This window comes from Paenibacillus sediminis (genome assembly GCF_017873765.1).
In the GTDB taxonomy this organism is placed as follows: Bacteria; Bacillota; Bacilli; order Paenibacillales; family Paenibacillaceae; genus Paenibacillus_AG; species Paenibacillus_AG sediminis.
In genome coordinates this window covers 1-25,854 of record NZ_JAGGKP010000006.1, presented here as the reverse complement: position 1 = coordinate 25,854, position 25,854 = coordinate 1, and the positions used below count along the sequence as shown (strand labels likewise).

The 25,854-nt window shown below is 43.8% G+C and carries 21 protein-coding genes, 1 rRNA gene and 1 pseudogene; 16 read left to right on the top strand and 7 right to left on the bottom strand.

Annotated elements, in window-relative coordinates; genetic code table 11:
- Nucleotides 1-104 precede the first annotated feature (104 nt).
- Nucleotides 105-1,460 (top strand): dipeptidase, encoded by a 1,356-nt coding sequence (locus J2Z20_RS12185; protein ID WP_209850423.1) that lies wholly within the window; start codon nt 105-107, stop codon nt 1,458-1,460.
- 90 nt (nt 1,461-1,550) lie between these two features.
- Here J2Z20_RS12185 and J2Z20_RS12180 read toward each other — a convergent pair whose 3' ends face one another.
- Nucleotides 1,551-2,807: a WD40/YVTN/BNR-like repeat-containing protein gene (locus J2Z20_RS12180; RefSeq protein WP_209850420.1), complete on the bottom strand. Its 1,257-nt coding sequence runs from the start codon at nt 2,805-2,807 to the stop codon at nt 1,551-1,553.
- A 184-nt stretch (nt 2,808-2,991) separates the two neighbouring features.
- Here J2Z20_RS12180 and J2Z20_RS12175 point away from each other — a divergent pair.
- The 5 genes and pseudogenes from J2Z20_RS12175 to J2Z20_RS12155 all read left to right on the top strand — a co-directional run.
- Nucleotides 2,992-3,319: pseudogene (locus J2Z20_RS12175) on the top strand (M20/M25/M40 family metallo-hydrolase); the annotation flags it as partial.
- A 280-nt stretch (nt 3,320-3,599) separates the two neighbouring features.
- Nucleotides 3,600-5,801: an MrcB family domain-containing protein gene (locus J2Z20_RS12170; RefSeq protein WP_209850417.1), complete on the top strand. Its 2,202-nt coding sequence runs from the start codon at nt 3,600-3,602 to the stop codon at nt 5,799-5,801.
- A complete protein-coding gene (locus J2Z20_RS12165) occupies nt 5,773-8,205 on the top strand; it encodes a restriction endonuclease-like protein (RefSeq protein ID WP_209850414.1) in 2,433 nt (810 codons plus the stop codon). Before J2Z20_RS12170 ends, J2Z20_RS12165 begins: the two co-directional genes overlap by 29 nt.
- 203 nt (nt 8,206-8,408) lie before the next feature.
- Nucleotides 8,409-11,372, top strand: coding sequence for a formate dehydrogenase subunit alpha (gene fdhF / locus J2Z20_RS12160; RefSeq protein WP_209850411.1), 2,964 nt, complete (start codon nt 8,409-8,411; stop codon nt 11,370-11,372).
- Nucleotides 11,356-11,853: a helical membrane plugin domain-containing protein gene (locus J2Z20_RS12155; protein ID WP_209850408.1), complete on the top strand. Its 498-nt coding sequence runs from the start codon at nt 11,356-11,358 to the stop codon at nt 11,851-11,853. Before fdhF ends, J2Z20_RS12155 begins: the two co-directional genes overlap by 17 nt.
- Before the next feature lie 117 nt (nt 11,854-11,970).
- Here J2Z20_RS12155 and fdhD read toward each other — a convergent pair whose 3' ends face one another.
- Nucleotides 11,971-12,774: a formate dehydrogenase accessory sulfurtransferase FdhD gene (gene fdhD, locus J2Z20_RS12150; RefSeq protein ID WP_209850405.1), complete on the bottom strand. Its 804-nt coding sequence runs from the start codon at nt 12,772-12,774 to the stop codon at nt 11,971-11,973.
- 94 nt (nt 12,775-12,868) lie between these two features.
- Here fdhD and mobB point away from each other — a divergent pair, with 94 nt between their 5' ends.
- The 4 genes from mobB to moaA all read left to right on the top strand — a co-directional run bounded on the left by mobB (nt 12,869) and on the right by moaA (nt 16,414).
- On the top strand, nt 12,869-13,357 hold the full coding sequence (mobB, locus tag J2Z20_RS12145) for a molybdopterin-guanine dinucleotide biosynthesis protein B (protein WP_209850402.1): 489 nt from the start codon (nt 12,869-12,871) through the stop codon (nt 13,355-13,357).
- A gap of 57 nt (nt 13,358-13,414) precedes the next feature.
- Nucleotides 13,415-14,695 (top strand): molybdopterin molybdotransferase MoeA, encoded by a 1,281-nt coding sequence (locus J2Z20_RS12140; protein WP_209850400.1) that lies wholly within the window; start codon nt 13,415-13,417, stop codon nt 14,693-14,695.
- Nucleotides 14,689-15,300, top strand: coding sequence for a molybdenum cofactor guanylyltransferase (mobA, locus tag J2Z20_RS12135; RefSeq protein ID WP_209850397.1), 612 nt, complete (start codon nt 14,689-14,691; stop codon nt 15,298-15,300). The genes J2Z20_RS12140 and mobA overlap by 7 nt, the downstream gene beginning before the upstream one ends.
- Nucleotides 15,301-15,388: 88 nt before the next feature.
- Nucleotides 15,389-16,414 (top strand): GTP 3',8-cyclase MoaA, encoded by a 1,026-nt coding sequence (gene moaA / locus J2Z20_RS12130; RefSeq protein WP_209850394.1) that lies wholly within the window; start codon nt 15,389-15,391, stop codon nt 16,412-16,414.
- A 61-nt stretch (nt 16,415-16,475) separates the two neighbouring features.
- Here the strand turns inward: moaA and J2Z20_RS12125 are convergent, their stop codons facing one another.
- Complete coding sequence (locus J2Z20_RS12125) at nt 16,476-17,513, bottom strand: LLM class flavin-dependent oxidoreductase (RefSeq protein WP_209850391.1); 1,038 nt, start codon at nt 17,511-17,513, stop codon at nt 16,476-16,478.
- A 299-nt stretch (nt 17,514-17,812) separates the two neighbouring features.
- On the opposite strand from J2Z20_RS12125, the gene J2Z20_RS12120 reads away from it, so the two are divergent.
- The 4 genes from J2Z20_RS12120 to J2Z20_RS12105 all read left to right on the top strand — a co-directional run bounded on the left by J2Z20_RS12120 (nt 17,813) and on the right by J2Z20_RS12105 (nt 20,205).
- Nucleotides 17,813-19,000 carry an MGDG synthase family glycosyltransferase gene (locus J2Z20_RS12120; RefSeq protein ID WP_209850388.1) on the top strand — a complete coding sequence of 396 codons (1,188 nt, stop codon included), beginning with the start codon at nt 17,813-17,815 and terminating at the stop codon, nt 18,998-19,000.
- 12 nt (nt 19,001-19,012) lie between these two features.
- The gene (locus J2Z20_RS12115; protein WP_342454307.1) at nt 19,013-19,399 is read left to right on the top strand and encodes a VOC family protein; all 387 of its coding nucleotides are present in this window, start codon (nt 19,013-19,015) and stop codon (nt 19,397-19,399) included.
- 67 nt (nt 19,400-19,466) lie between these two features.
- The gene (locus J2Z20_RS12110; protein ID WP_209850385.1) at nt 19,467-19,850 is read left to right on the top strand and encodes a MerR family transcriptional regulator; all 384 of its coding nucleotides are present in this window, start codon (nt 19,467-19,469) and stop codon (nt 19,848-19,850) included.
- Nucleotides 19,831-20,205, top strand: coding sequence for a carboxymuconolactone decarboxylase family protein (locus tag J2Z20_RS12105; RefSeq protein WP_209850382.1), 375 nt, complete (start codon nt 19,831-19,833; stop codon nt 20,203-20,205). The genes J2Z20_RS12110 and J2Z20_RS12105 overlap by 20 nt, the downstream gene beginning before the upstream one ends.
- A gap of 90 nt (nt 20,206-20,295) precedes the next feature.
- Here the strand turns inward: J2Z20_RS12105 and qoxD are convergent, their stop codons facing one another.
- From qoxD to qoxA, 4 genes are read right to left on the bottom strand one after another with little or no spacing between them, the layout of a single operon-like run.
- A complete protein-coding gene (qoxD, locus tag J2Z20_RS12100; protein ID WP_209850379.1) occupies nt 20,296-20,580 on the bottom strand; it encodes a cytochrome aa3 quinol oxidase subunit IV in 285 nt (94 codons plus the stop codon).
- Between the two features lies 1 nt (nt 20,581).
- Entirely contained in the window at nt 20,582-21,178 is a 597-nt protein-coding gene (gene qoxC / locus J2Z20_RS12095) for a cytochrome aa3 quinol oxidase subunit III (protein WP_209850376.1), read from the bottom strand.
- The gene (qoxB, locus tag J2Z20_RS12090; protein ID WP_209850373.1) at nt 21,175-23,121 is read right to left on the bottom strand and encodes a cytochrome aa3 quinol oxidase subunit I; all 1,947 of its coding nucleotides are present in this window, start codon (nt 23,119-23,121) and stop codon (nt 21,175-21,177) included. Before qoxB ends, qoxC begins: the two co-directional genes overlap by 4 nt.
- 18 nt (nt 23,122-23,139) lie before the next feature.
- Nucleotides 23,140-24,114, bottom strand: coding sequence for a cytochrome aa3 quinol oxidase subunit II (gene qoxA, locus J2Z20_RS12085; RefSeq protein WP_209850370.1), 975 nt, complete (start codon nt 24,112-24,114; stop codon nt 23,140-23,142).
- 316 nt (nt 24,115-24,430) lie between these two features.
- Here qoxA and J2Z20_RS12080 point away from each other — a divergent pair, with 316 nt between their 5' ends.
- Together J2Z20_RS12080 and J2Z20_RS12075 are read left to right on the top strand one after the other, a co-directional pair.
- The gene (locus tag J2Z20_RS12080) at nt 24,431-25,306 is read left to right on the top strand and encodes an NAD(P)-dependent oxidoreductase (RefSeq protein ID WP_209850368.1); all 876 of its coding nucleotides are present in this window, start codon (nt 24,431-24,433) and stop codon (nt 25,304-25,306) included.
- Nucleotides 25,307-25,763: 457 nt separating this feature from the next.
- Nucleotides 25,764-25,854: ribosomal RNA gene (locus J2Z20_RS12075) — 16S ribosomal RNA — on the top strand; the annotation flags it as partial.

Below are 25,854 nucleotides of genomic sequence, written 5' to 3'. Positions count from 1 at the left end.
AGCGGTCGATACAATTTTGGCTGCTTCTTTTTTTCGCTTTTCGCAATTTAGCCAAAACGTAGTACAATAAAGAATATATACATGCTAGGAGGCAACGAATCTTTATGAGTTATGAAACCTATTTTCAAAATTTACGGGAACAGCACCTGGATGAATTGAAGGAATTGCTGTCGATCCCGAGTATTTCAGCTTTGTCCGAACACAAAGGGGACGTGAATAAAGCCGCTGAATGGATTGCGAACCTACTAAAGAAGGCAGGCCTTGAGAATGTAGAAGTACATCAAACGAATGGACATCCGATCATTACTGCAGATCATCTGCATGCTCCGGGTAAACCGACGATACTCGTTTATGGCCACTACGACGTACAACCAGTTGATCCACTTCATCTGTGGACAACGCCGCCTTTTGAACCGGACATCCGTGACGGCAAGCTGTATGCGCGCGGTGCAACGGACGATAAAGGGCAATTGTTCCTACATATTAAAGCCGTTGAAGCGATTCTGAAACAGGAAGGCAAGCTGCCTGTAAATATCAAGTTCTGCATTGAAGGCGAAGAGGAAATCTCAAGTCCAAACCTGCCGCCTTTCCTAGATGCGAATCGAGACAAGCTGGCTGCGGATGCTGTGCTCATTTCCGATACAGCACTCCTCGAACCTGGCAAACCTGCGATCAGTACAGGACTGCGCGGACTATGCTCACTGGAAGTGTCGATTAACACTGCGAATACTGATTTACACTCCGGTACATTTGGCGGCGGCGTGCCGAATGCGCTGCATGCCCTTGTCGATCTGCTTGCATCCCTTCACGACAAAGATGGCCGCGTCGCTGTTGAAGGGTTCTATGAAGGCGTACCTCAGCTCTCGCCAATGATGAGAGAAGAATTCGCGAAACAAAAGTTCGACGAGAAGAAATTAGCAGAAAGTCTTGAGCTTGATACTCTATATGGAGAAGCAGGCTACTCCTTCGTAGAACGTACTGGAGCTAGACCAACGCTTGAACTTAACGGTGTATGGGGCGGCTTCCAAGGCGAAGGAACGAAGACGGTCATTCCGAAGGAAGCACATGCGAAAATTACGTGCCGCCTTGTTGGAGATCAAGATCCAGAGGACATTCTAGCTAAAATTAATCGCCATCTGCGCAAATATGTTCAACCTGGTGCGAAGCTAACGATTATCGACGGTGAGAAAGCCCGCGCATTCAACATCGATCCATCAGAGCGCGTCCTTCAAGTCGCGGCAGATGCGTACGAACAAGTCTACGGCACACGTGCCCTATTCACGAAAGACGGCGGATCGATTCCGATTGTGGAAACCTTCTCCCGTGTGCTTGAAGCTCCAGTTGTCATGATGGGCTTCGGTCTTCCAGACGAGAACCTGCATGCGCCTAATGAGCACTTTAATCTCGAGAACTTTGATAAAGGGCTTCTCACGATTGTGGAGTTTTTGAAGAGAGTTTAATTGCTGTACAAGTGAAAAACGCCGACTAGTATAGGTCGGCGTTTTTGCTTTGTTCTCTTACACTACCATGACTTAAGGTACTATGAGTCTTTAGGAAGTCTGTTTTGGACGGGGGAACGTATAAATCTTCTTCCAGTGGGTGCCGCCGTCAGAGGTGGTATATAGCACCGATGGATCGGAATTGTCTGTACAAATCCACCATCCATGATTGATGTCAGAGAAAGCTAGTAGAGCTCCTCCGAAGCCAGGGAAAGATACCTTTTCATTCACCCACGTTTTCCCGCCATCTATAGTTCTACCAACCGTATTCGGTTTGTCGCAGGCCTGGCAGTCTCCGCCCATGTAGGCCACATTGTGATTAAGGACGTACAGCGGTCCTGGACTAGAGCCTTGGTTTTTCGGTCCGTCGAATTCTTCCTGGAATCCAGGAGCTGGGCCCCCGCCGGCAGTTGAGTTGGCGAGAACTGTCTGCCAGTTCTTGCCGCCATTAGATGTATGGAACAGGGAGTAGGAGTTTTGAGTCATGCCGTAGTCTCCAATCCATTCGACCCATGCGTCATCTGTACCTGCAGAGCGGATCACTGCTCCGTTGAGTGGCGAGATGAGCTTCAGACCCATGACGATTTTCCATGTTTTCCCGCCATCTTGCGTCCGCTCCACAATGCCCATACCATTATTCTGGATTACTGCCCATCCGTTATTTTTGTCATGGAAGTAGGCGTCGCCGACAGTTTGTTTGGGAACGGGCAGCGTACTCCAATTTTTCCCGCCATTCGTCGTTCTTGCGTTTCCACTAAATGCTTCATTTTTAGAAACGAAATGCAGGAAGCCTTCGTTAGGCATTTTCCCCGTTAATACCCAGTGCTCTCCACCGTTTGATGTGCTGAGCAGCTTCGCTTTATCAGTAACCGCCCAGGCGTCTTGATTGTTCAGCGCAAAGATCTGTTTGACGATACCGCTGCCATGATATTGGATCTTCCAATGCTTCCCGCCGTCGTCCGTCCGGGCGATCCATCCATCGCCGCCGATCCATCCGGATTCGGCACTGGCCATCCTTAAGGCGCTGACTTTCCCCATGGTTACGCTTGAGGATACCTTTACAAGTGAAGGGGTAAGCTGGTTATCTGCCAATGTTTTTGTTGCCAACTGTGCCGAAGTGTTTTTGGGGTTCGAGAGAGACCCGGCTGCTTCAGGTGTCTTATCTATTACAGAGGCAATAGATGATAAACTAACTGATTCACCGTTAATTGCTCCTTGACTTGCGGTATTAGCAGGGTTCTGGCAGCCAGCTAGAACGATAAGCAGAATCAAGAGCAGGGCGAATGCACTTTTGCGAAAACTATACATGTTCTTTCCTCCGTTCATATGATGTAGCATGCTAGGCCGTATCGTCCGAAAACGGTCTGAGTGATTTTTCCTATCTACTCAGACGCAGTTTAAGGAAAAATGTTCCAAGACATTTCATACATAATTGCTCCATGAGTAGAACTGACAATAAACTAATGCAATATTGTAAATGAGAGGTGTTTAATTGACGAGTATTAATCGCCATCTGCGCAAATATCACCCTGGTGCGAAGCTTACTATTACCGACGGTGAGGAGGCCCGCGCATTCAATATCGATCCTTCAGAGCGCGTCCTTCAAGTCGCGGCAGATGCCTACGAGTCGTGCCCTATTCACGAAAGACGGCGAATTGATTCCAATTGTGGAAACCTTCTCCCGTGTGCTTGAAGCTCCAGTTGTCATGATGGGCTTCGGTCTTCCAGACGAGAACCTGCATGCGCCTAATGAGCACTTTAATTTCGAGAACTTTGATAAAGGGCTTCTCACGATTGTGGAGTTTTTGAAGAGGGTGTAGGGTGTAAGAGACTGCCTATGTCTTTTGTTAGTGAAAAATAGTAATAAAAATTAAATTAACCCGACAACGTTTTGACGAATATCAAATCGTTGTCGGGTATTTTTTATCAATAGATAATACGTATATCTCTTGTAAATAGGACTATGTATTTAAGTATATGTTTAATGAACTCTATTGTTGAAAATATCATGTATAATATTTATATAGGCAGAGATAGGATATGTAGTAATTTAATCCTCATGCCAACTAGATTAAATCAGAAAGGTAACGGAGAACTAACATGTCATTGCCAAAAGTAATGTCAGATATTTTTAAAAGCAAACAAAAATCATATAAAATGGTACTTATTCTATCTTTATTAGACGAGTTAGATAAACAACATATCTCTATAGTACCGCTTAATGATGTAAAGGAAAGGTTTTTATCATTCTATCAGACTAGAGAAATGGAAGGTCTAATAGTAGAAAAGCCTCCTGAGAAATTAGCAATGAACTGGAAACAAATAACCGTTGGACAATTACAACCTATCATAAGCACACCCATAGATGCTTTATCATCAATTTTAATAAATGATGGTGAATGGATTCGGTTTAGACCCGATGTTTGGGAAGAGATGCGATCTGATGTTATTCATGAATTAAGGGATTACGCTTTAAAAGAACTGGATGATTTCTATAAGAAGCTTGCTTCTCCAATTCCTTTATCAGATATTCTCTCAAAAATACTTTCTGAGTATCTAACAGCCAAAACACAACCATTTGGTAAACATACGCTTGGGGAGTTTGTTCGTCAGATCATCCCTTCTCAATTGAGGTCTGTACATTTTATTGGTGACCAATATAAAGTGCAGGGCTCCGTAGGACAAGGAAACTGGGCGGATATTCCGTGGATAGCTATTATGGATCCCCGAATCACTATGACTACTCAACAAGGAGTTTATATTGTTTATTTGTTTTCTGATGATATGAGTTCTGTATATTTGACCCTTATTCAGGGTGTGACAGAACCTTTAAGAGAAGGGAAAAAGTCAGGTTATCAATATCTTCGAGAAAAAGCAAAACAAATAAGAGAAATCATACCACTAGATGGATTTAAAAAAGATGAGAGTATACATCTAACCACTAAAGGTATTGGAGAGGCGTATCAAGTATCTACTATTGCATATCGGAAATACGACAGTCTTGATTTACCTACTGACCAAGAACTACTCTCTGATCTTCATGCTTTGCTAGTAAATTATGAAGCCTATGTGCAAAGTGTAATCTCCAATAATGAGCAGAACGATTTAATAGAAAAAGGTATTGACGATGAAGAGGAGCTAATTGTAATGGACGATTTGTCTGTTAGGGATCAACTTACTCATATTAAAGCCTACATTAAGCAAAGAGGCTTTTCCTACCCAGAGTATATGATAGAGAACTTCTACCTTTCTTTGAAGACTAAGCCATTTGTCATTCTAGCAGGTATCTCGGGGACTGGAAAAACAAAACTAGTGAAGTTATTTGCTGAGGCATTAGGAGCAACCGATAATAATCACCAATTTACGTTGATTCCGGTTCGTCCGGATTGGAGTGATCCTTCAGATTTGTTAGGATACAAGGATTTGTCTGGTAGATTCCGTGTTGGTAAGCTGACTGAGGTTTTATTGGAGGCTTCCAAAATAGAAAACTGTAACAAGCCCTATTTTATATGCTTGGATGAGATGAACTTGGCTCGAGTGGAGCACTATTTTAGTGATTTGTTAAGTGTACTTGAGACACAAAAATGGAAGGAAGGTCAAATTGTTACTGATGCTATCCTTTCAAAAGATACGTTAAACACTGGGGATTACGGTGAGTTTAATGATAATGTGGGCATCCCTGACAACGTGTTTCTAATTGGTACTGTAAACATGGATGAGACGACGCACCCTTTTAGTAAAAAGGTGTTGGACCGAGCTAATACGATAGAGTTTAACTATGTACAATTAGAAGATTATCCTATTTTGGATAATAATACGAAGCCAATGAATTCCAAGAAGCTGGCGCATACATTCTTATGCAGCGATTACTTACAGTTACAAGATGCCTTTGCGGATTATGAGGATTTAGTGAAACGCACTACGGAAAAACTGGTTACGATTAATAATATACTCGAAGAAAATCACTCTCATATTGGATTTAGGGTGAGGGACGCCGTTTGTTTTTATTTGATTTATAACCAGCGATTTGGACTTATGAAAGAAGAGTATGCGTTTGATTTTCAGCTTCTTCAAAAAATATTACCACGAATTCAAGGCAGCAGTCATACGGTAAGACGTGTACTCATTGAGCTTATGCTGTTTTGCACAGGTCATAAGGGGGATGTGGAGGAACTAATGAACGATCCATCAGAACTCTACAAGACGATTCTCACAGCTACATACCCACAAAGCGCACGAAAGTTAGCTTACATGTTACGGAGGTTAGAGGAAGATGGCTTCACATCCTTCTGGCTTTCTTAATCAAGCGGTCGAACTGCTGAGAATAGAGACGAATCTATTCGATTTATACATACTGGGTAAACCGTTTCATCCGACGGTGGAAACTCTAAAGCTGCATCGTGATGCTGTGGACGATTGGGTTGATGCTACCTTGGAAGTTGCACCTCGTCTCCATTCTTTAGACATACATTCAGTTCAAGTGTTTTCCCCTGTGACAGGTAATATGATAAATGGCTTAAGAGAAAGGATCCTACCATGCTTTTATGAAACACAGAATTACCAGCTTGTCATTGAAAATAAAAGTACACATAAGCTGGAATTTTATCATGACAATTTATATTTACGACAAGCCATTAAGCCGCTCGGACGCAATATTTTATCTGGGATGTTGAATTTTCAGAATGAGATTGGCTACACAGATCTAAGAGTACTTATTGATGGAACTGAAAGTCTTGCTATTCGATTAGAAATATTTCCGACCAAGCTAGATTATAAGTCGGATTATCAGGCTATTTTGCACGACGTGAATCAACAGATTTATAATCTATCCTTTGATTTTATGCGTAAAACATATCATTTAACGGGTTTGAAGGAGACCAGCAACCAGAGCTTGACAGAGTTCTTTAGTATATTGCAGCACGTGTTTCAGCAACTGGTGGGTGCGATTGAGAGAATTAAGGATGCACCTCATCACAGGTTATATCATGTGCACAAAGTGACCGATGCATCCAAAGTGAGGCGGGCGGGTAGAGAGAATATTGCATTTTTATCAAAAAATTCGCACCAATTAATAATAGATGATTCCAATGGTTTTATTGAGGTTCAAGGGTCAAAGTACAGGCCTCATAAGCTCATTGAAACGAAAAAGAGATTGGATTTTGATACAGGAGAGAACCGGTTTTTGCGGTGGCTACTTATACGGATTGAGACGAAGCTTAAACAGCTCAACGCTCAACTAAACACTAAGGACTACAAGAAGGATCCCGTTCTATTGGATAGAATCTACAAGATGCAAACACATTTGAAGCGTCTGTTACAAGTAGATTTTCTGCGTGATGTAGGGCCGATGAGACAAATGTCGGTTTCCTTAGTGCTTCAGATGGCTCCTGGTTATCGGGATGCGTATCGCATGTATCTAATGTTAATGAAGGGGCTGTCCATACAGAGCGATTTGTTCCATCTATCGATGAAGGATATGGCGCAGCTTTATGAATATTGGTGCTTTTTAAAAATTCATGGTTTATTGAGTGAAAAGTATAAGCTTGTGAAGCAAGACATCATTCGAGTTAATCGAAATGGCTTGTTTGTTACACTGGATAGATCGCAATCAGCCAAGGTGGAATATGAGAATCCAGCGAATGGGGAACGGTTCGAACTTTATTACAATAAACTGCCGCCGGAAGATAAAAAGGAGCGAACTACGTTATCTCAGCGACCGGATAATGTTCTAACTTTAAGAAAGCTTGATGTCAATAAGCAGCAAAAAGTATACAAGTATATATTCGACGCCAAGTATCGACTTGATCCGGCTTACGAAGGTACGCCATATCATCGGAACTATCAGGGTCTGCCGGGGCCTCAAGAGGATGACATTAATACGATGCACCGTTATAGGGATGCAATTGTATATCAAGATAAGGACAGTTTGGATTACGAGCGCAGTATGTTCGGTGCTTACGTTCTATTTCCCTATGCGGATGAAGAGAAGTTTAAGCAGCATCGTTTTTATAAAAGTATCGAGTTGGTTAATATCGGAGCATTTCCATTTTTGCCGAATGCAACAAGTTTGATGGAGCAATTCTTGGATGAACTGATCTTGGATAGTCCGGAAAAAGCTTACGAGCGTTCTACTCGTCCTCGAGGTACGGATGATTACTATCAGAACAAGCTGGGCGGTAAGAATGTGCTGGTTGGTTCATTGAAGGATAAATCTCAGCTCGATTTCGTCAAAAAGCACCTATTTTACCACACTCCTTTGTCTAACATTACAGACCATAAGTTGCTCACACAGCTGGAGTACATTGCAATTTACCAGTCTAAAAACTGGTTTGGCTCGGAAGGGCAGGGTGTTTATATATATGGTAAGATCAGCGATTGGCAAGTATTAAAGCGAGGAGATATTAAGGAACGACCTGCGAAGCGAGGTACGGAACAAAATTTGTATGTAAAATTCAACATAGAAAAATGGTTGTATAGAGAAACTCCCATTGTTTCTGGAGGGCAAGGAGTTCGTAGTTGTCTGCTAACAACCAAGTATATGTTCGATAGAGCTGTCGAGATTGCTGAACTCAAACTAGAAACGGAAGAACAACTCAAAGAGTGGAGAGAGAAACGCCGTCAGGGTCGTGTCAAAGTTCAATTAGATCATGAGCAGGTGGATGTGGCAAGGAGAGTACTTGGAATTCATATGTCTTATGAGGGTTAACAAGCAACATAAAGAATGGTTCGGTTACCATTTCCCGTTCTTCCCCCCACCCCTCCCGCATAAAATCGAGTTAACGGATACTATATCCGTTAACTCGATTTTTTTTATTCCCCATCAACTTTATTCTGCTTAATCCAAGGAGGAATTGGTTAATACTATGGGATGATACTTAAAATTGCCGTTATGAGAGGTGGTTAGTTGACGTGGAGAGTATAGCCATAAACGGTAAGGAATTTGAAAGTGAAGCGGGGCAGACGATTCTGCAGGTAGCAACTGACAATAATCTATTCATACCCAGTATCTGCTACAATCCGATGCTTGGAGCCATTCAGACTTGCGATACTTGTCTTGTTGAAGTGAACGGTGAGTTAGTACGTGCTTGTACTACGGCTATTGAGCCTGGGATGCAAGTAGATACGAAATCTCCGCTTGCGAAGGAAGCGCAGATGGAGGCAATGTCGCGCATATTGAAAAATCACGAGCTGTATTGCACGGTATGCGATAACAATAACGGAAACTGCATCGTACATAATACGACAGAACTGCTTGAAATGGATCATCAGAAATATGAGTTCCGCCAAAAGCCGTATAGTGTCGATCTGTCTCATCCGTTCTATCGCTATGATCCGAACCAGTGTATCCTTTGCGGCCGCTGTGTAGAGGCATGCCAAGACCTGCAAGTGAATGAGACGCTCACCATTGATTGGAGCCTTGAGACTCCGCGGGTAATCTGGGACGATGACGTTCCAATTGACCAATCTTCCTGTGTATCGTGCGGTCACTGCGTAACGGTATGTCCATGCAACGCGCTTATGGAGAAGTCGATGCTTGGAGAAGCGGGTTACTTAACGGGTATCGCTTCGAATATATTGGAACCAATGATTGATCTGACGAAAGAAATTGAGCCGGGTTACCGCGAAATCTTCATGGTGTCCGAAATGGAAGCCGCGATGCGGAAGTCCAGAATTAAACGGACGAAGACGGTTTGTACGTATTGCGGTGTGGGCTGCAGCTTCGAAGTGTGGACCAAAGACCGGCACATTCTTAAAATTGAACCGGTTGTAGAAGCGCCGGTAAATGGCGTATCCACTTGCATTAAGGGTAAGTTCGGCTGGGATTATGTGAACAGCGAAGAGCGGCTGACAAGGCCGCTCATCCGCAAAGGCGACAAGTTCGTCGAGTCCTCATGGGACGAAGCGCTTGACTTAATTGCAAGCAAGCTCGGCTCTATTAAGGAACAATACGGACCTAACTCCATTGGATATATCGCTTCTTCAAAATGCAGCAATGAAGAGAACTTTATATTCCAGAAGTTCGCTCGTGCCGTTATGGGATCGAACAATGTAGATAACTGCTCTCGCTATTGCCAATCACCTGCGACAGCAGGGCTGATGAGAACGGTCGGACTTGGAGGAGATTCAGGAACAATCGTCGATATTGCGAAATCTGATCTGATTATCATCATAGGTGCTAACCCTGCTGAGTCGCACCCAGTGCTGGCTACTAGGGTGAAACGTGCCCATAAGCTGCACGGGCAGAAGCTGATCGTTGCAGATTTGCGCAGAAACGAAATGGCAGAGCGCTCCGACCTTCACCTCCATCCAAAACCAGGGACAGACCTTATTTGGTTGTCGGCAGTAACGAAATATATTATTGATCAGGGCTGGGTAGACCGCGAATTTATTAATAACCGCGTGAACGGCTACGATGAATATGTGAAGTCGCTAGACATGTATACACTTGAATACGCATCAGAGGTCACTGGGCTGACGAAGGAAGAGCTGATCAAGACAGCGAATATGATCCATGAAGCAAGTTCCACTTGCGTACTGTGGGCGATGGGGGTTACTCAGCACTTAGGCGGCACGGATACAAGCACGGCCATTTGCAACCTGCTGCTTGTAACCGGCAATTTCGGGCGTCCTGGCACAGGTGCTTATCCGCTGCGCGGACATAACAATGTACAAGGCGCTTGCGATTTCGGAACGATGCCAAGTTATTTCCCAGGTTATGAGAAAGTAACCGATCCTGACGTGCGCGCTCGCTATGAGAAAGCTTGGAATGTCTCGCTCCCAGCTGAACCGGGCTATGATAACCACCAAATGGTGGATGGGATCCAAGAAGGCAAGCTCAAAGCGATGTACTTGTTTGGTGAAGAAATGGCTTTTGTGGACTCCAATTCCAACTTTGTCGAAGAGATGTTTGGCAAGCTTGAATTTTTTGTGGTACAGGATGTGTTCTTCAGCAGAACAGCACAGTTTGCCGATGTCATTCTGCCGGCTGCTCCAAGCCTTGAGAAGGATGGAACGTTCACCAATACGGAAAAACGGATTCAACGATTCCATAAAGTGTTCGAACCGCTCGGTGAATCCAAACCAGATTGGATGATCATTCAAGAGGTTGCTAACCGTATGGGGGCGAACTGGAATTACACCCATCCAAGTGAACTTATGGCCGAGGCAGCAAGCCTTGCACCATTGTTCGCTGGTGTTAGCTATGAACGTCTTGAAGGTTGGAACAGCCAAGTGTGGCCTGTCGGACCAGATGGCAAAGGCACATTAATTCTGTATGAAGACCGATTTGCCTTCCCAGATGGCAAAGCAAGACTTTACCCTGTAGCATGGACAGAGCCGTTTAAACCAGACGATACATCGTACGACCTCCATCTGAACAATGGCCGTATATTGGAGCATTTCCACGAAGGCAATATGACGTATAAATCGGAAGGAATCACGCATAAGGTGCCTGGTGCTTGGGTGGAAGTTTCGCCAGAGCTGGCTGCAGAAAGAGGGCTTAAAAATGGCGGTCTTGTAAGACTGACCTCTCCGTATGGGGCTGTCAAAATTCGGGTACTTGTTACCGAGAATGTCAAAGGCAATGAGTTGTACTTGCCGATGCATACACAAAATGTCGATGAGGCGGTTAACCGTCTGACCAGCAGCTATTACGACCTAGTGACACACACGCCGAACTATAAAGAAATGAAAGTACGTATGGAGGTTCTTGAGGAGGATGGAGAATCTCCACTGCCGAGAGTAAACCATCGGTTCGGCAACCGTCAGTCTCAATTAGGCGTGAAAGTGGAAGATAAGTGGAAACGTCCTGACTTTGAGCCTGTCGTTGATACCGTCCGGAAGGAGAGTGAACAACGTGGCAAAGTCCATTAATACAATTGAAAGAAGAATCCCTACTGAGGAAGAGCTTCAGGCTGAGTCGCTTGAACAAATTTTGAAAGCTGTCAGCGATAATCGCAAGGCGATTGTGCAATTCCTTGACATTCTTAAGGAACTGCAGGAAGCTGGAGCGCTAGATATTGTTCAAGGGATTTTGAAAAATCGGAACAGTCTAGGCTTCGTCGGTTTTGAGTTTATGAAAGTGGCGAACATTCCGACCATGCTCAAAAATATGATCATCGTGTCACAGTTTTTGGGTCGCCTCGATCCTGCCGCCACGCAAAAATTAATCAACGGTCTGGATAACGGCCTTGAACAGTCCATGAAGACAGAAGGGAAAGCGACTAGAAGTGTATGGAGCCTGCTCAGTTCAGTACGCGACCCGTACGTAACCTCTGCGATGTCAACGATGCTCCATTTTCTTCGGGGCATGGGCGAGGAATTCAATAAGAAGGAACAAGGGCAACACACTTAGTCGATTGCACAAATATTGCGCATCCTTAGTCCGGTACAACGTGCCGGGCTAAGGGTGTTTCATCACGATCCACATGAAAAAAGGATTCAACAGATGAATATGACCAAGTCTAGCAGTCTAATCATCAATTGAATCCCATATAATACGATCCATATGCGTATACGCGTTGAGCTCATTGCCTCGGATAAATCCGACGCACGTAATGCCGAGATCTTGCGCCAGTTGCAGTGCTAAATCGGTTGGCGCGGATTTGGACAGCAGTATGCCGACACCGATTTTCGATGCTTTCAAGACGACTTCGGAGGACATCCGGCCGCTGAAAGCGATCATTTTATCTCCCGTATGTATCCGATTCTGCAGGCAGTATCCGAACACTTTGTCGAGCGCATTGTGTCTTCCAATATCCGAACGTACCGCAAGCAATTCAGACGTTGTACAAATCGCTGCATTATGAACCCCGCCTGTACTTCGAAAATCGGCCGAGCTCTGCTGTAACAAACGCATAAGCTTAAGGCATTGTTCTACTGAAACTCGGGTACGAGTGGTTGAGGTTCTGGCTGTGCGGACGTCATTTTGAAAATAAAACTGTCTGCTTTTGCCGCAGCAAGAACCGATAAACCGTTTGGAATAATACTCTTTGCTCGTGGACTGCTTATAATGCAGCTCTACATAGACGAAACCGCGATCTTCATTCATGTCGATCGATTTAATATCGTCGATGGTTCGGATAACCCCTTCGGAGGCCAAGAAACCAATAGCCATCTCGTGAAGGTCGGAAGGAGAACATACAATCGTTGCAAATTCCTCACCATCGAGACGAAACGTCAGCGCGAACTCTGTTGCAATTTCATCATCTTTTTCAATAGCTATATTGCCGTCAAATTTGCGGATATGCCACCTTGTCGTTACTCGTGGAATCATAGACCTGCACTCCTTCGCTCTATGACTTAACGGATATATTATATTGCGGGAAAAAGGAATTTTATTCTTACTAAAAAATGATGAGGTGGCGCTAATGAAAGTCATTCAATTTGTCGGATATAAGAATACGGGCAAAACCACCTTGGTATGCCGGCTCGTAAACATGCTCAATCATTCGGGGTACAAAGTAGGAGCGATTAAGCATGATGCTCATCATTTTGAAATGGATCACCCCGGTAAAGATACTTGGAACTTTCGTGAAGCGGGAGCGCAAGCTGTTGCCATTACTTCGAAGACGCAAAGTGCCTACTTAGAAGAGACACAAGTTCCGTTAGCCGAACTCATTAGCAGAATGGAACATATGGATTACATACTGGTAGAAGGGTTTAAGAAAGAAAGCTACCCGAAGATCGTCATTGTTAAGTGTGCGGATCAAGCAGCACTCGTTGAGCAAAGCGAGAAAGTTCGCGCGGTCGTCAGCTGGGGAGAGATAAGTGAAATGCCTTATTCCTTGCCGCAATTCCATATTGATGAGACGGATAAAATGTTTCACTGGATCATCAATGAAAATTGGGAGTCTTGATTAAATATAAGAAGCGTGAATATACATAACTACAAATCATGGTCCGGAGGAGAAGTGATGAACAATAAAATCATCAGTTCCCGTAACAATAATATCGATCGGCATACCATTCAAGTGAAGGATGCACTGCAAAGAATCACAAAGTATATCTCGCCGCTGCCTAGTGAAGAAGTTGTGCTTGAGGATGCTTTCGGCAGATATCTTGCTGTTACCGTAAGCGCTGATCATCCACTTCCACATTTTAGACGTTCAGGGATGGACGGTTTCTCCATTCGAGCTGAAGATATTAGGTTTGCGACTCTGGACAATCCGGTCATTTTAAAAGTGGTAGATACGATTCCGAGCGGCAGTTTGCCGAGTTGTGCGATTAGTAGAGGGCAAGCCTCTAGAACGATGACGGGGGCGATGGTGCCTGAAGGTGCTAACGCGGTCATTATGCTTGAAATGACTCAGGAGTTGGTAGAGCATGGCGAGCCATATATCCGAATTACGAAGTCTATACCAGCAGGAACGAATATTTCAGACATCGGTTCTGAACTTCGAGAAGGAGAATTAGTCCTGAAATCTGGCCAGAAAATTTCGGCTGGAGAAATCGCCTTGCTCGCTTCCTTTGGCTATGACCGAGTTCCGGTATATCGCAGACCGAAGGCAGCGATCATCGCAACAGGCTCAGAGCTTCTAGAAATTGCTGAACCGCTCGTGCCCGGTAAAATACGAAACAGCAATTTAAGTATGCTTGCTGCTCAAGTGAAGCAGTATGGCGGTGAACCAATAGCACTGGGAACAGCTTCTGATGATATAGAAGAAGTGTCGAAGCTCATTGACGAGGCATTCCAACAGGCAGATATCGTGATTACAACGGGCGGAGTGTCGGTTGGCGATTATGATATCGTATCTCATATTTTCTCAGAATGGAAACAGTCTGTACTGTTTAATAAGCTCGCCATGCGCCCAGGCAGTGTCACTTCGGCAGCATTGAAAGATGAGAAACTTATCTTAGGACTTTCAGGTAATCCGGGGGCCTGCTTCGTCGCTTTCGAGCTGTTAGTTAGGCCTGTTCTGTTAGGGATGCAGGGTGAGCGAAAACTATTTTTACCGGAATGTACAGCGTATCTTGCTAACGATTTTAATAAGGTGAATGCATACACCCGGTATGTAAGAGGCGTGTGCTATACAGAAGGCGGCAAGCTATTTGCCAGGCAGGTCGGGGCGGATCAATCAGCTGTTGTTACATCGATTAAAGATGCAAATTGCCTTATCGTTATCCCTCCCGGCGGGCAGGGTCTAAAAGCGGGCGAGCCAATCTCCGTTCTATTATTAGGAGGAGTGAAATGCTGACAGGCGCTATATTGGCAGGCGGACAGAACTCACGAATGGGCGGCTTCAATAAAGCTTTGCTTCGTATAGAAGGAGAGTCTTTTTTAACCCGGCAATGGAAAGAGATGGAGAAGGTGTGCTCCGAAATTGTACTCGTTACGAATAGGGCGGACTGGTATAAGGAATATGTGAGTCCGTTCGTTCGTGTTGTCAGCGATTATGTTCCTGACAGAGGACCTCTTAGCGGAATGGAGGCGGCATTTGCCGCAGCACGTAACGAACGGATCTGGGTCGTAGGCTGTGATGAGCCTTTCATATCTGCTTCCGCAGCTAGATTTATGATGGAGCGGTGGGAGAGAGAGCTGATCAGAGAGCAGATAGATGCGGTTATCCCTTTTGTGGATGGACATTTGCAAATGTTGCACGGACTATATCATCAAAGCTGCGCGGAACTGGTGTCTAAGCTGCTTCGTGAGGGACAGTTTCGGTTGAGAAGCCTTCTTGATCATATTAGGTACATTCAAATCGATGAAGCTGATTTTATCGGTCACAAGCTAAATCCGCGTTTTGCAATAGATGTCGATACTCCCGAACAATACGAAATGTTGAGTAGAGATGATATTTGAAACATATTCATAATTGACTAACCACTTATAATGAATATAAGAGAGATCGTCAAGCTGGCGTTAAGTTGTTCATAAAGGAGTGTGGGGAATGGGGCAACCTCGTGATAGAGTGAAGGATATGCTGGATAGACCACTTCGCGATCTGCGAATATCGGTTACGGATCGGTGTAATTTCCGTTGTACATATTGTATGCCTGCTGAAATTTTCGGAGCGGGGTATGCTTTTTTAGAGAAAGAGAAACTGCTTACTTTTGAAGAAATCACTCGCCTCACGGGTATTTTTACAAAATTGGGTGTAGAGAAAATTCGGATTACCGGCGGTGAACCTCTGCTTCGTGGTGAATTGCCAAAGCTAATCCGCATGATTGATAGCGTGAATGGGGTTCAGGATATTGCTCTAACGACGAACGGTTCACTACTTGCCAAGCAGGCTCATGCATTAAAGGAAGCGGGTGTCCGCAGAGTTACCGTGAGCTTAGATAGCTTGGATGATACGCGCTTCGGCTTGATGAACGGCGTTGGTTATTCGGTTAAGAAGGTGCTGGATAACATCGAAGTGGCGGCTCAGGCAGGTCTGCCCGTCAAAATTAACATGGTCGTCAAAAAGGGAACGAACGACGAGGACATTTTACCAATGGCACGCTATTTCAAGGAAAAAGGTCATGCGCTTCGGTTCATCGAATTTATGGATGTAGGCAATACGAACGGCTGGAAGCTGGATGAAGTGGTGCCTAGCCGCACTATTGTCGATATGATTCACGCGGAGATGCCTCTGGAGCCGGTCGAGGAGGGCTATTACGGAGAAGTGGCAAGCCGCTATCGCTATGTTGGAACTAATGTAGAGATTGGCTTCATTTCGTCTGTGACACAGCCTTTTTGTGCAACATGTACGAGAGCCAGATTGTCCGCGGAAGGGCGGTTGTATACATGCCTATTCGCTTCCAAAGGCGTCGACTTGCGCACACCGCTAAGAAATGGAGCAAGCGATGATGATTTGGAGCAGCTTATTCGGGGAACATGGAAGAAGAGAGGAGACCGTTATTCAGAGGTAAGGTTGAATCAATCTTCTGATCTTAAAATCGAGAAGGCCGAAATGTCATACTTGGGGGGCTGAGGGAATAAACAAAAAACGGCGCTGCAAATCCAGCGTCGTTTTTTAAAATATCCTCAAATGATTAGTTTCCTTTAAAGACCTCAGCTACAATTTCATAGGACCGCAGACGAGCCTCGTGATCATAGATCGTTCCAGCTACAATCAATTCGTCAGCACCTGTTATATCAATAAAGTGCTGCAGCTGATCCCGAACTGCATCTTTATTTCCGATAGCGGAGTAACTCAGCTGTTTGCGAACAACAGCCTTCTCATGTTCATTCCATATCGCGTCCATACTGCTTACTGGAGGATTTAGCTGACCTGTACGACCGCGAATCAGATTAAGGAATTGTTGTTCCTGTGAAGTCGCAAGTCTGCGAGCTTCCTCTTCCGTATCGGCCGCAATGGCGTTTACCCCTACCATCACGTAAGGTTTATCCAGTACTTCAGAAGGACGGAAATTCGTACGGTATATTTCGAGCGCGGGCAACAAATAATCCGGAGCGAAGTGACTTGCAAAGGCGAATGGAAGTCCGAGTTGACCTGCTAACTGAGCGCTGAAGCCGCTTGAACCGAGCAGCCAGATCGGAATGTTCAGACCTTCACCTGGAATAGCACGAACTCTCATCGGACGGGAGTCCAGTTCTGGATTAAAGTAAGCGCGAAGCTCATTTAATTGCTCAGGGAAATTATGACCGTCGCTTCCGAGTCCGCGGCGCAGTGCGTAGGATGTGAACTGGTCGGAACCAGGCGCTCTTCCTAGACCTAGATCAATACGTCCTGGGTAGAGAGATTCAAGCGTTCCGAACTGCTCAGCAATCACTAGGGGAGCATGGTTAGGCAGCATAATTCCGCCAGAACCTACGCGAATTTTTTTCGTTCCACCTGCCACATATCCGATAACGACTGATGTCGCGGAGCTGGCGATTCCGGGCATATTGTGATGTTCGGCTAGCCAGAACCGGTTGTACCCCCAATTTTCAGCATGCTGTGCAAGATCAAGTGTATTGTGCAGAGAATCTGCAGCTGTGCCTCCCTTAACGATTGGAGCGAGATCTAATATGGAAACAGGAATATCATGTATTTGTTTTCGCTTATTTGCGGAATTGCCCTCAGCCATATGTTATGAGCCTCCTATAAGTGCATTTTGTGAAACTGTGACTATAATAATTCCAGTTAAAGAGTATACACCAGTAGGTTATGTATTTCAATGTTATGGAAAAACAGCCGGTTCTGGAGCAAGATCCATTTCGACCAGTCTTTGTAATTTTTCCTCTGTTCATCCTTAGTATTCGTATTTCTGAAGATTGGAGTAATAAATAATAAAGTGGATTAATAAAGTTCTTTTTAGAAAAAAATGTAACTATTTTCAAATTTATTCGTTTAACAAGGAAGGATCGAAAAAGAGGTGTCTTAACATTGAATAATAACAAAGAGAAAATTTTGATTCTTAGTGGCACTCTTGGTGATGGGCACAACCAAGCAGCACAAGCCATTCTAGAAGCAGCTCGGTTTTATCGCCCAGGGGCCGAGGTAGAGATCGTTGATTTTTTAGAATGGACACATCCTTATTTACATACATTCGGCAAGTTTTGTTACTTACAGTGGGTGAAGGGTTTGCCATCTCTATACGGGTATTTATATCGCAAAACTCGCGATGACAATAAACTATCTAGTTTATTTAAAAGTATTAAATCATTCAGCACAGATAAAATGCTGAGGCTCCTTCAGGAGATTAAACCGACCGTGGTGGTAAGTACGTTTCCCGGAGCAGCTGCGGCGATGTCTTTTCTAAAATCGAACCTAATGACGGATATTCCTACGGTAACGGTGATTACGGACTATACCGATCACAGCTACTGGGTGCATCCATTTACTGACCGCTATATTGTCGGCGCAGAACACGTAAAGCAGGCACTGCTGAAGCATCATGTTCCCGATGAGCGTATTGTTGTGACAGGCATCCCGATCAAGCTGTCTTTTACTTATTCATATGATCGTATCATGCTGCGTGACAAATATGGTCTTGATCGCGAGAGACCTATTGTGCTTGTTATGGGGGGAGGAGACGGGCTGATTGGCAAGCAATTCTTGTCATTCATCGTAGCTAATGAACTGTTGACTTCTGTCCAATTCATTATCGTATGTGGACGTAATGAGAGACTGCGGCAATCGCTTGTACAGGAGCTCTGTGACGTCGATGATGATATTAGGGAACGAGTGTTGGTTACAGGGTTTGTCAATCATGTGCATGAGCTGATGGCTTTATCGGATCTTATCGTGACCAAGGCAGGAGGCTTGACCGTTTCCGAAGCGTTAGCACTTGAGCTGCCAATGATCCTGTACAGACCACTGCCTGGACAAGAGCAAGCGAATTCGGCGTATTTAGTCAATTTAGGCGTGGCGTTAGAAGCTTCCAATGCATCAGATCTGAAAAAGAGACTGCAACAAGTCACCGAGGATAAGTCCCTTCTGATGGAGTTAAGAAATCACGCGCGATCAAATCATATTAAAGAAGGCGCGTATTACGCGCTTGTGGCGATTCTTGAAGCTCAGAATGATTCAGTAACAAGTAGTGGAATTCCAATGGTTTATGCTAATGCGTAAGAGGAGTGAGTCATGATGAAAGTGGATCATTTGGATCATCTCGTATTGACGGTTCGTGATGTTGAAGCAACTTCTGCATTTTATTCAAAGGTTCTTGGAATGGACATTATTCAATTCTCAGGAGACAGAGTGGCGCTGAAATTTGGCAATCAAAAGATCAATCTCCATCAGCATGGCCGCGAATTTGAGCCGAAAGCGAATAAACCTACGCCTGGTTCAGCGGACTTATGTTTTATTACGAGTACACCTATTCATGAGGTGATTCGTCACTTGCAAATAAACGGAGTTGATATTGTGGAAGGCCCTGTTCTGCGAACTGGTGCCCTCGGGCAAATTACATCCGTATATTTCCGTGACCCTGATTTGAATTTAATAGAAGTATCTAATGATGTGAAATAGGTATTTGGCTTGAACATATCATCGAAAGGCTTGCCTTTGAGCGCGCTCAAAGGTATACACTATGTACATGGAAAAAGAATTGACCATTCAAGAGATTGCTAAACTGACGGGCTTAAGTGTTCACACGTTACGATATTACGAAAGAATTGGACTGCTTGATCATGTGGCCCGAACAAACAGTGGTTACCGTAAATATTCGGATGCAGATAGGGCATGGATTGAGTTTTTAAATCGCCTTCGAGCAACGGGAATGACCATTCGGAAGATGCAACAGTTTGCTGATTTAAGGCGGAAAGGTTCTGCAACCATTCATGAAAGGAGAGTCATACTAGAAGAACATCAAGCGGAAGTTAGGATGAGACTTCTTGAACTTCAGAGTAATTTAGAATCCATTGAACATAAAATTGTTCATTATAAGGAGCTGGAAGAAGATGAGCTTGCAACTAAATGATCAAACTCGCTATGAGCGAGGGCTTGCCAAACTTGCTGAAGTAGATGGAAAGGCCGGGGAAGAGGTTGTAGCCCCGCTAGGTGACCTCGGCAGATACATTATAGAATTCGCCTTTGGCGATATCTACAACCGCGAAGGTCTTAGTCTGCGAGAACGAGAAATTGCTACAGTTGCCATGTTGACAGTTCTAGGCCGCGAAACGCAGCTCAAAGTACATATAGGCGCGGCGCTTAACGTTGGTTTATCTGCGAAGGAAGTGGAAGAGACAATCATTCAGACGGTCCCTTATGCGGGATTTCCAACAGCTATTAATGCGATGAATGTGTTGAAAGAGGTAGTGAAGGAAAGGGTTTAGATCGAGTTACAATCTTATGTTTATTCACAAAAAAAGCCTTACTTCGGCTAAAACCCGAAGTAAGGCTTTTGTATTGCAATATTGAATCTCTTATACAATACCCCAGATCATTGCAAGCAATGAACCAAAGATCGTTACTAGACCTACAAATAAGGCATATACAATGTTGAGATACAAAGTCTTCTTCGATGAAGTCTCGTCGATGTGCATGAACAAGAATAATTGCAGTGATGCTTGAATAGCTGCAGCAACCAGCAAAATGGTCATGCCAGCGGCAAACGACATATCAAAGAAAACAACAGCTAGAGCAACAAGTGAAAGGATGAGGGAGAAAATATATCCCATCACATGCTTAACAGGGAACAATTGTTTCATGTCACATCAATCCTTTCAAGTAGACAAAGCTGAAGATAAAGATCCAAACAACATCGAGAAAGTGCCAGTACAAAGAGAAGATAAAGGATTTGTTAGCAGTTGCTTCATCAATCCCATATTTCTTTACTTGAATCATAATGGCAGTCCCCCACAGAAGACCGAAGGTAACGTGCGCTCCGTGAGTACCAAGCAGAGTAAACAAGCTGGACAAGAACGCACTTGTTTGGATTGTAGCACCATCATGAACATACGTAATAAACTCGGTAACTTCTACTCCCAAGAAGCCAAGACCGAAAAGCATGGTGATGATGAAGAAAGTCATCATCGGTTTCTTAAGACCAAGACGCATACTGTGGATCGCAAGACCGCACGTAAAACTACTTGTTAAGAGTAGGAATGTTTCCCATAGCACGCCTTTTAGCTCAAAAAGTTCATGAGGTGTTGGACCGTTGCCATAGCGATGACTTAAAGTGAAAAAGACAGTAAACAGAGTAGAGAAGAGAACGATCTCCGCTCCTAGAAACAACCAGAACCCTAAGATACGGTTCTCATTTTCCTCTGTACGATATTCGAGCGCTAGAGATGTATCGTGTTTCACGCGTTATCACCCCGCAGTTTTTGTTCAGTTTCTACAATCTCCTCGACATGGATATGGTGTCCATGGTCACGTTCAAAGGAACGCATTGCAAGAAGAATGAGAACAACAACTCCCGAAATGATAGCTGGAATCCACCAACTAAACACAAGGAAGAAGCCTAAGAAGAAGAATACCACGCCTAGAACAAACGGACCGCCGGTGTTGTTTGGCATATGAATTTCTTCGATTTTTTTACCTTCAAACAATGATTTTTTATCTTGTTTAGCAAACCAGAATGCATCTAGTTTGTCTACAGTCGGAATGATCGCAAAGTTGTATTCTGGAACCGGACTGTGTGTTGCCCATTCCAAGGAACGTCCATCCCAAGGATCTCCTGTTGTGTCACGTGGACTGTAACGGAAGCTGTAGTAAATGTTATACACTAAGAAAATAAATCCGATTGCCAAGCCGAATGCACCGATCGTAGCAATCATATTCAGCGGACCAAAGCCGGTTTCCGGTGAATAAGTGTACATACGGCGCGTCATACCGTTAAGTCCCAAGAAGAACAGCGGCATGAACGCAACTTGGAACGATATAGCAATGAACCAGAATGCAATTTTACCAATACGTTCATTAAGACGGAATCCGAAAATTTTCGGGAACCAGAAATGCATACCTGCAATAACCGCAAATACTGTACCTGGAATCAATACATAGTGGAAATGCGCCACTAGGAACATCGTGTTGTGATATTGATAGTCGGCACTTGCGATTGCAAGCATAACCCCAGTAACCCCACCGATGGTGAAACTTGGGATAAATGCGAGCGCGTAAAGCATAGGCGTCGTAAATTCAATTCGACCTTTATATAACGTGAATAACCAGTTAAATAATTTAACCCCAGTTGGAACTGAGATCGCCATTGTTGCAATGGAGAAGAATCCGTTTCCGACTACGCCCATACCCATTGTGTAGAAGTGATGGGCCCAAACTAAGAATGAAAGCAGCGAAATAGCTACCATACTTACGACCATTGATTTATAACCGTACAAATTTTTCTTAGCGAAAGTGGATATAATTTCACTATAAATACCGAACGCAGGGAGAATTACAATATACACCTCTGGGTGTCCCCATACCCAGAACAGGTTGGCCCACAGCATGTCCATACCACCATTTGTCATGGTGAAGAATTGTGTGCCGAAGAGACGATCAAACATCATGAGCAGCAGTGCAATAGTTAGCACCGGGAAAGCAAACATGATGATGACACTTGTAATCAGAATAGACCAAGTGAACATTGGCATTTTCATTAATGTCATGCCTGGTGCTCTCATTTTCAAGATCGTAACAACAAAGTTAACCCCTGTCATCAAAGTACCGATACCAGAAATTTGCAGAGCGAGTGAATAATAGTTATTACCTACTGACGGGCTGAACTCTTTGCTCGCCAGCGGGAAGTATGCGGACCAACCGGCATCCGGAGAACCGCCAATAACAAACGAAATATTGAAAAGCATAGCTCCGGCAAAGAACAACCAGAAGCTTACAGCATTCAGTCTAGGAAAAGCGACGTCGCGGGCACCAATTTGCAGTGGAACTACAACGTTCATAAGTCCGATAATAAATGGCATCGCCATGAACAATATCATGATAACACCATGTGTTGTAAAGATCTCATTATAGTGTTGCGCATTTAACAATGTCATATTAGGCATCGCTAATTGAGTACGCATGAGCAGGGCATCGACGCCTCCGCGGAACAGCATGAGCAGAGCGGAGATGATGTACATGACACCAATTTTTTTATGGTCGACAGTTGTTAACCATTCGCGCCATAAATAGCCCCACTTCTTGAAATAAGTTAAACCGATGATTATAGCGAGCGAAGCGAGGACAATACAGATATCGGCTGCATAAATCATCGGTTCGCCCGTTACGAAAAATTCATCCCATTTCATAGAGGATTGACTCCCTTCTTAGTTGTTACTGTGTTGCGTGTGATCCATATTCATAGAATCCATGTTCATACCGTCCATGTGATTCATATTCATACCATCTGTTTTTGTTGAAGAAGATGAATCTTTTTCGTCCGTTTTGTGGTCCATATTCATATTACTCATATCCTTACCTTCCATTGGAGGCGGGCTAAAGGATAGATGTGTTGAGGAATAAGTTTTACGACCAACAAACGGTGTATTTAATAGAGTGTTAAACTCTTCTTTCGTCAAAGCAGGTGCAGTCGTTTTCACATCATGAACCCATTTCCGATAGTCTGCAGGAGACATAGCCTGTGCTTCAAATTCCATTTGAGCATAGCCCTTACCGTTAAAGTTAGAGTTTCTGCCGAGGTAAGAATCAGCATGTTCTGCGACTAAACGAAGTTTTGTAACCATATCGCTCATGGCGTATTTTTGGCCACCTAATTGTGGAATCCAGAAACTTGTAATTGGTCCGTAAGAGTACAGACGGAATTCAACGGTACGGTTTGTAGGAATATTCACATAGTTGACCGTCTCAATCCCCTCTTCAGGATAACTGAAGTGCCATTTCCAGTTGGAAGAAGAAGCATAAATAACAAGCGGCTTCTCATTTTCGTATCCTTTTGGAGTCGTTTCTACGGCAGCTGTCGAACGAACCGAAACTACGGAAAGAACAATGACAATAATGACTGGGATGATCGTCCATATCAATTCCAACCATTTACTTCCTTCGATATGAGGCGGCACATAATCTTCATTTGCTTTTGTAGCTCGGTATTTTGTCAGCATGTAAATATAAAGGATATACACCACTGCCAAAATCCCGGCCATTACAAATACAGAGAACATAATGGTGTCGGACTGTGTTTTCGCAACAGGTCCTTTAGGGTCTAATACAGTGAGTGGACTACAACCCGATAGAAGGACAGCAAATAATAAAAACACGACAAATAACGGTCCTTTGTTTTTCATAAGGTACCCCTTTCTTTGATGATTGGCGATCTTTATATCGCCTTACTTAGTTGAACTTTTTATATAACCATCGTATATCATATATTCAACTTATTAGATGCACAAACGAATCTTCTTACATAATATACAACTTCATCCATTAGTACATATGTATAGCATTACATTTACGATTTTCGACATATTTACAGACACATTTTTGTCAAGAATGCAGTCTTACTAGGAAAATTGGTAATATGAAGTGGGCATTTGATATAATGGAGGAAGTAATTAACAGATAATTCTATAAATGAATAATTATAAATAGGGAGTGATCATCATGCTTAAGATTGGTTGGATTGGACTTGGTGCTATGGGAAAACCAATGGCAGCTAATTTACTGCGGGCAGGATATCAGGTTTACGTATATAACCGTACCAAAGATAAAGCAGAGGAATTGCTTCAGGCGGGTGCTTGTTTGGCGAGTTCACCGAAGGAAGTCAGTGAACATTCAGATATCATCATTACTATGGTGTCTGATTCGGCAGCGGTAGAGAGTGTGTTGACCCGTTCAGATGGTATTTTATCAGCGCAACTGCAAGGTAAGATTATTGTAGATATGAGTACGACCGGACCTAACGATTCGAAGAAATTCTCTCAATTGGTAAATGATCATGGCGGTCTATTTCTAGACGCGCCAGTATCCGGCTCGGTAAAGCCAGCTCAAGACGGTACACTCATTGTTCTGGTTGGCGGTGATGCGGAAGTCTATGAAAAGTGTCGTCCGATTTTTGATGTATTAGGTAAAACTTCGATTCATTTCGGGGACAACGGAAGCGGAAGCTCTGCTAAGCTTGTTATTAATTCTTTACTCGGTATTACGATGCATGGCATATCGGAATCTCTTATGTTGGCATCGCAGCTAGGACTGAACACAGAACAGGTGCTCTTCATGATGTCGGAATCGGCTTTAAATTCTCCTTTGTTGCAGGCGAAGAAACAAATGCTGCTTCAGGAAGAGTTCCCGGCTGCTTTTGCATTGAAACTGATGACCAAGGATCTGAAGCTGACTGTTGATGCGGCAACACAGGCGAATACCCCTCTGCCGACAGTCGCTACAGTTCTCAATACCTTCCTAGCGGCTAAAGCGAATAACAAAGGAGATCTTGATATGGCCTCGGTTTATTTGCAGTTGAAGGAGATGGCAGGGAAGTAAGGACAAATTGTGCATTCATGAGGAAGCTGCTGAAGTATACTTTGGCGGCTTTATTGTGTGGATTGAATTATTCGCATTATCTCGCATTATATAGAAGGGAAAATTACTGATAGACGAGATACGACTCATTATATCATTGGATATTTTTACATCTTGCCATGAATGTGAATGGCATGATATATTCTAGTTCCGGCTGATACGAAGTACACAGCCAAAGAACAACAATGAAGTTGGTTGTATTTATGACTTGATTGGTGTTTAAAAAAGTTCTTGACTAAAAAGTTAAGAACGTGATATATTATGAAAGTCGCCGCTGAAAAGCGGATAAGCCGAAAAAGTGAGTTTGATCTTTGAAAACTGAACAACGAGTGAGTGAATTTCACTTCGGTGAAATTCAAAAATAGAGAACGACATGTTCTCGTCAGTTTGATTCAAAATGAGCTAATCGCTCTTCAATTTAATGGAGAGTTTGATCCTGGCTCAGGACGAACGCTGGCGGCGTGCCTAATACATGCAAGTCGAGCGGAGCTGATGAGGTGCTTGCACCT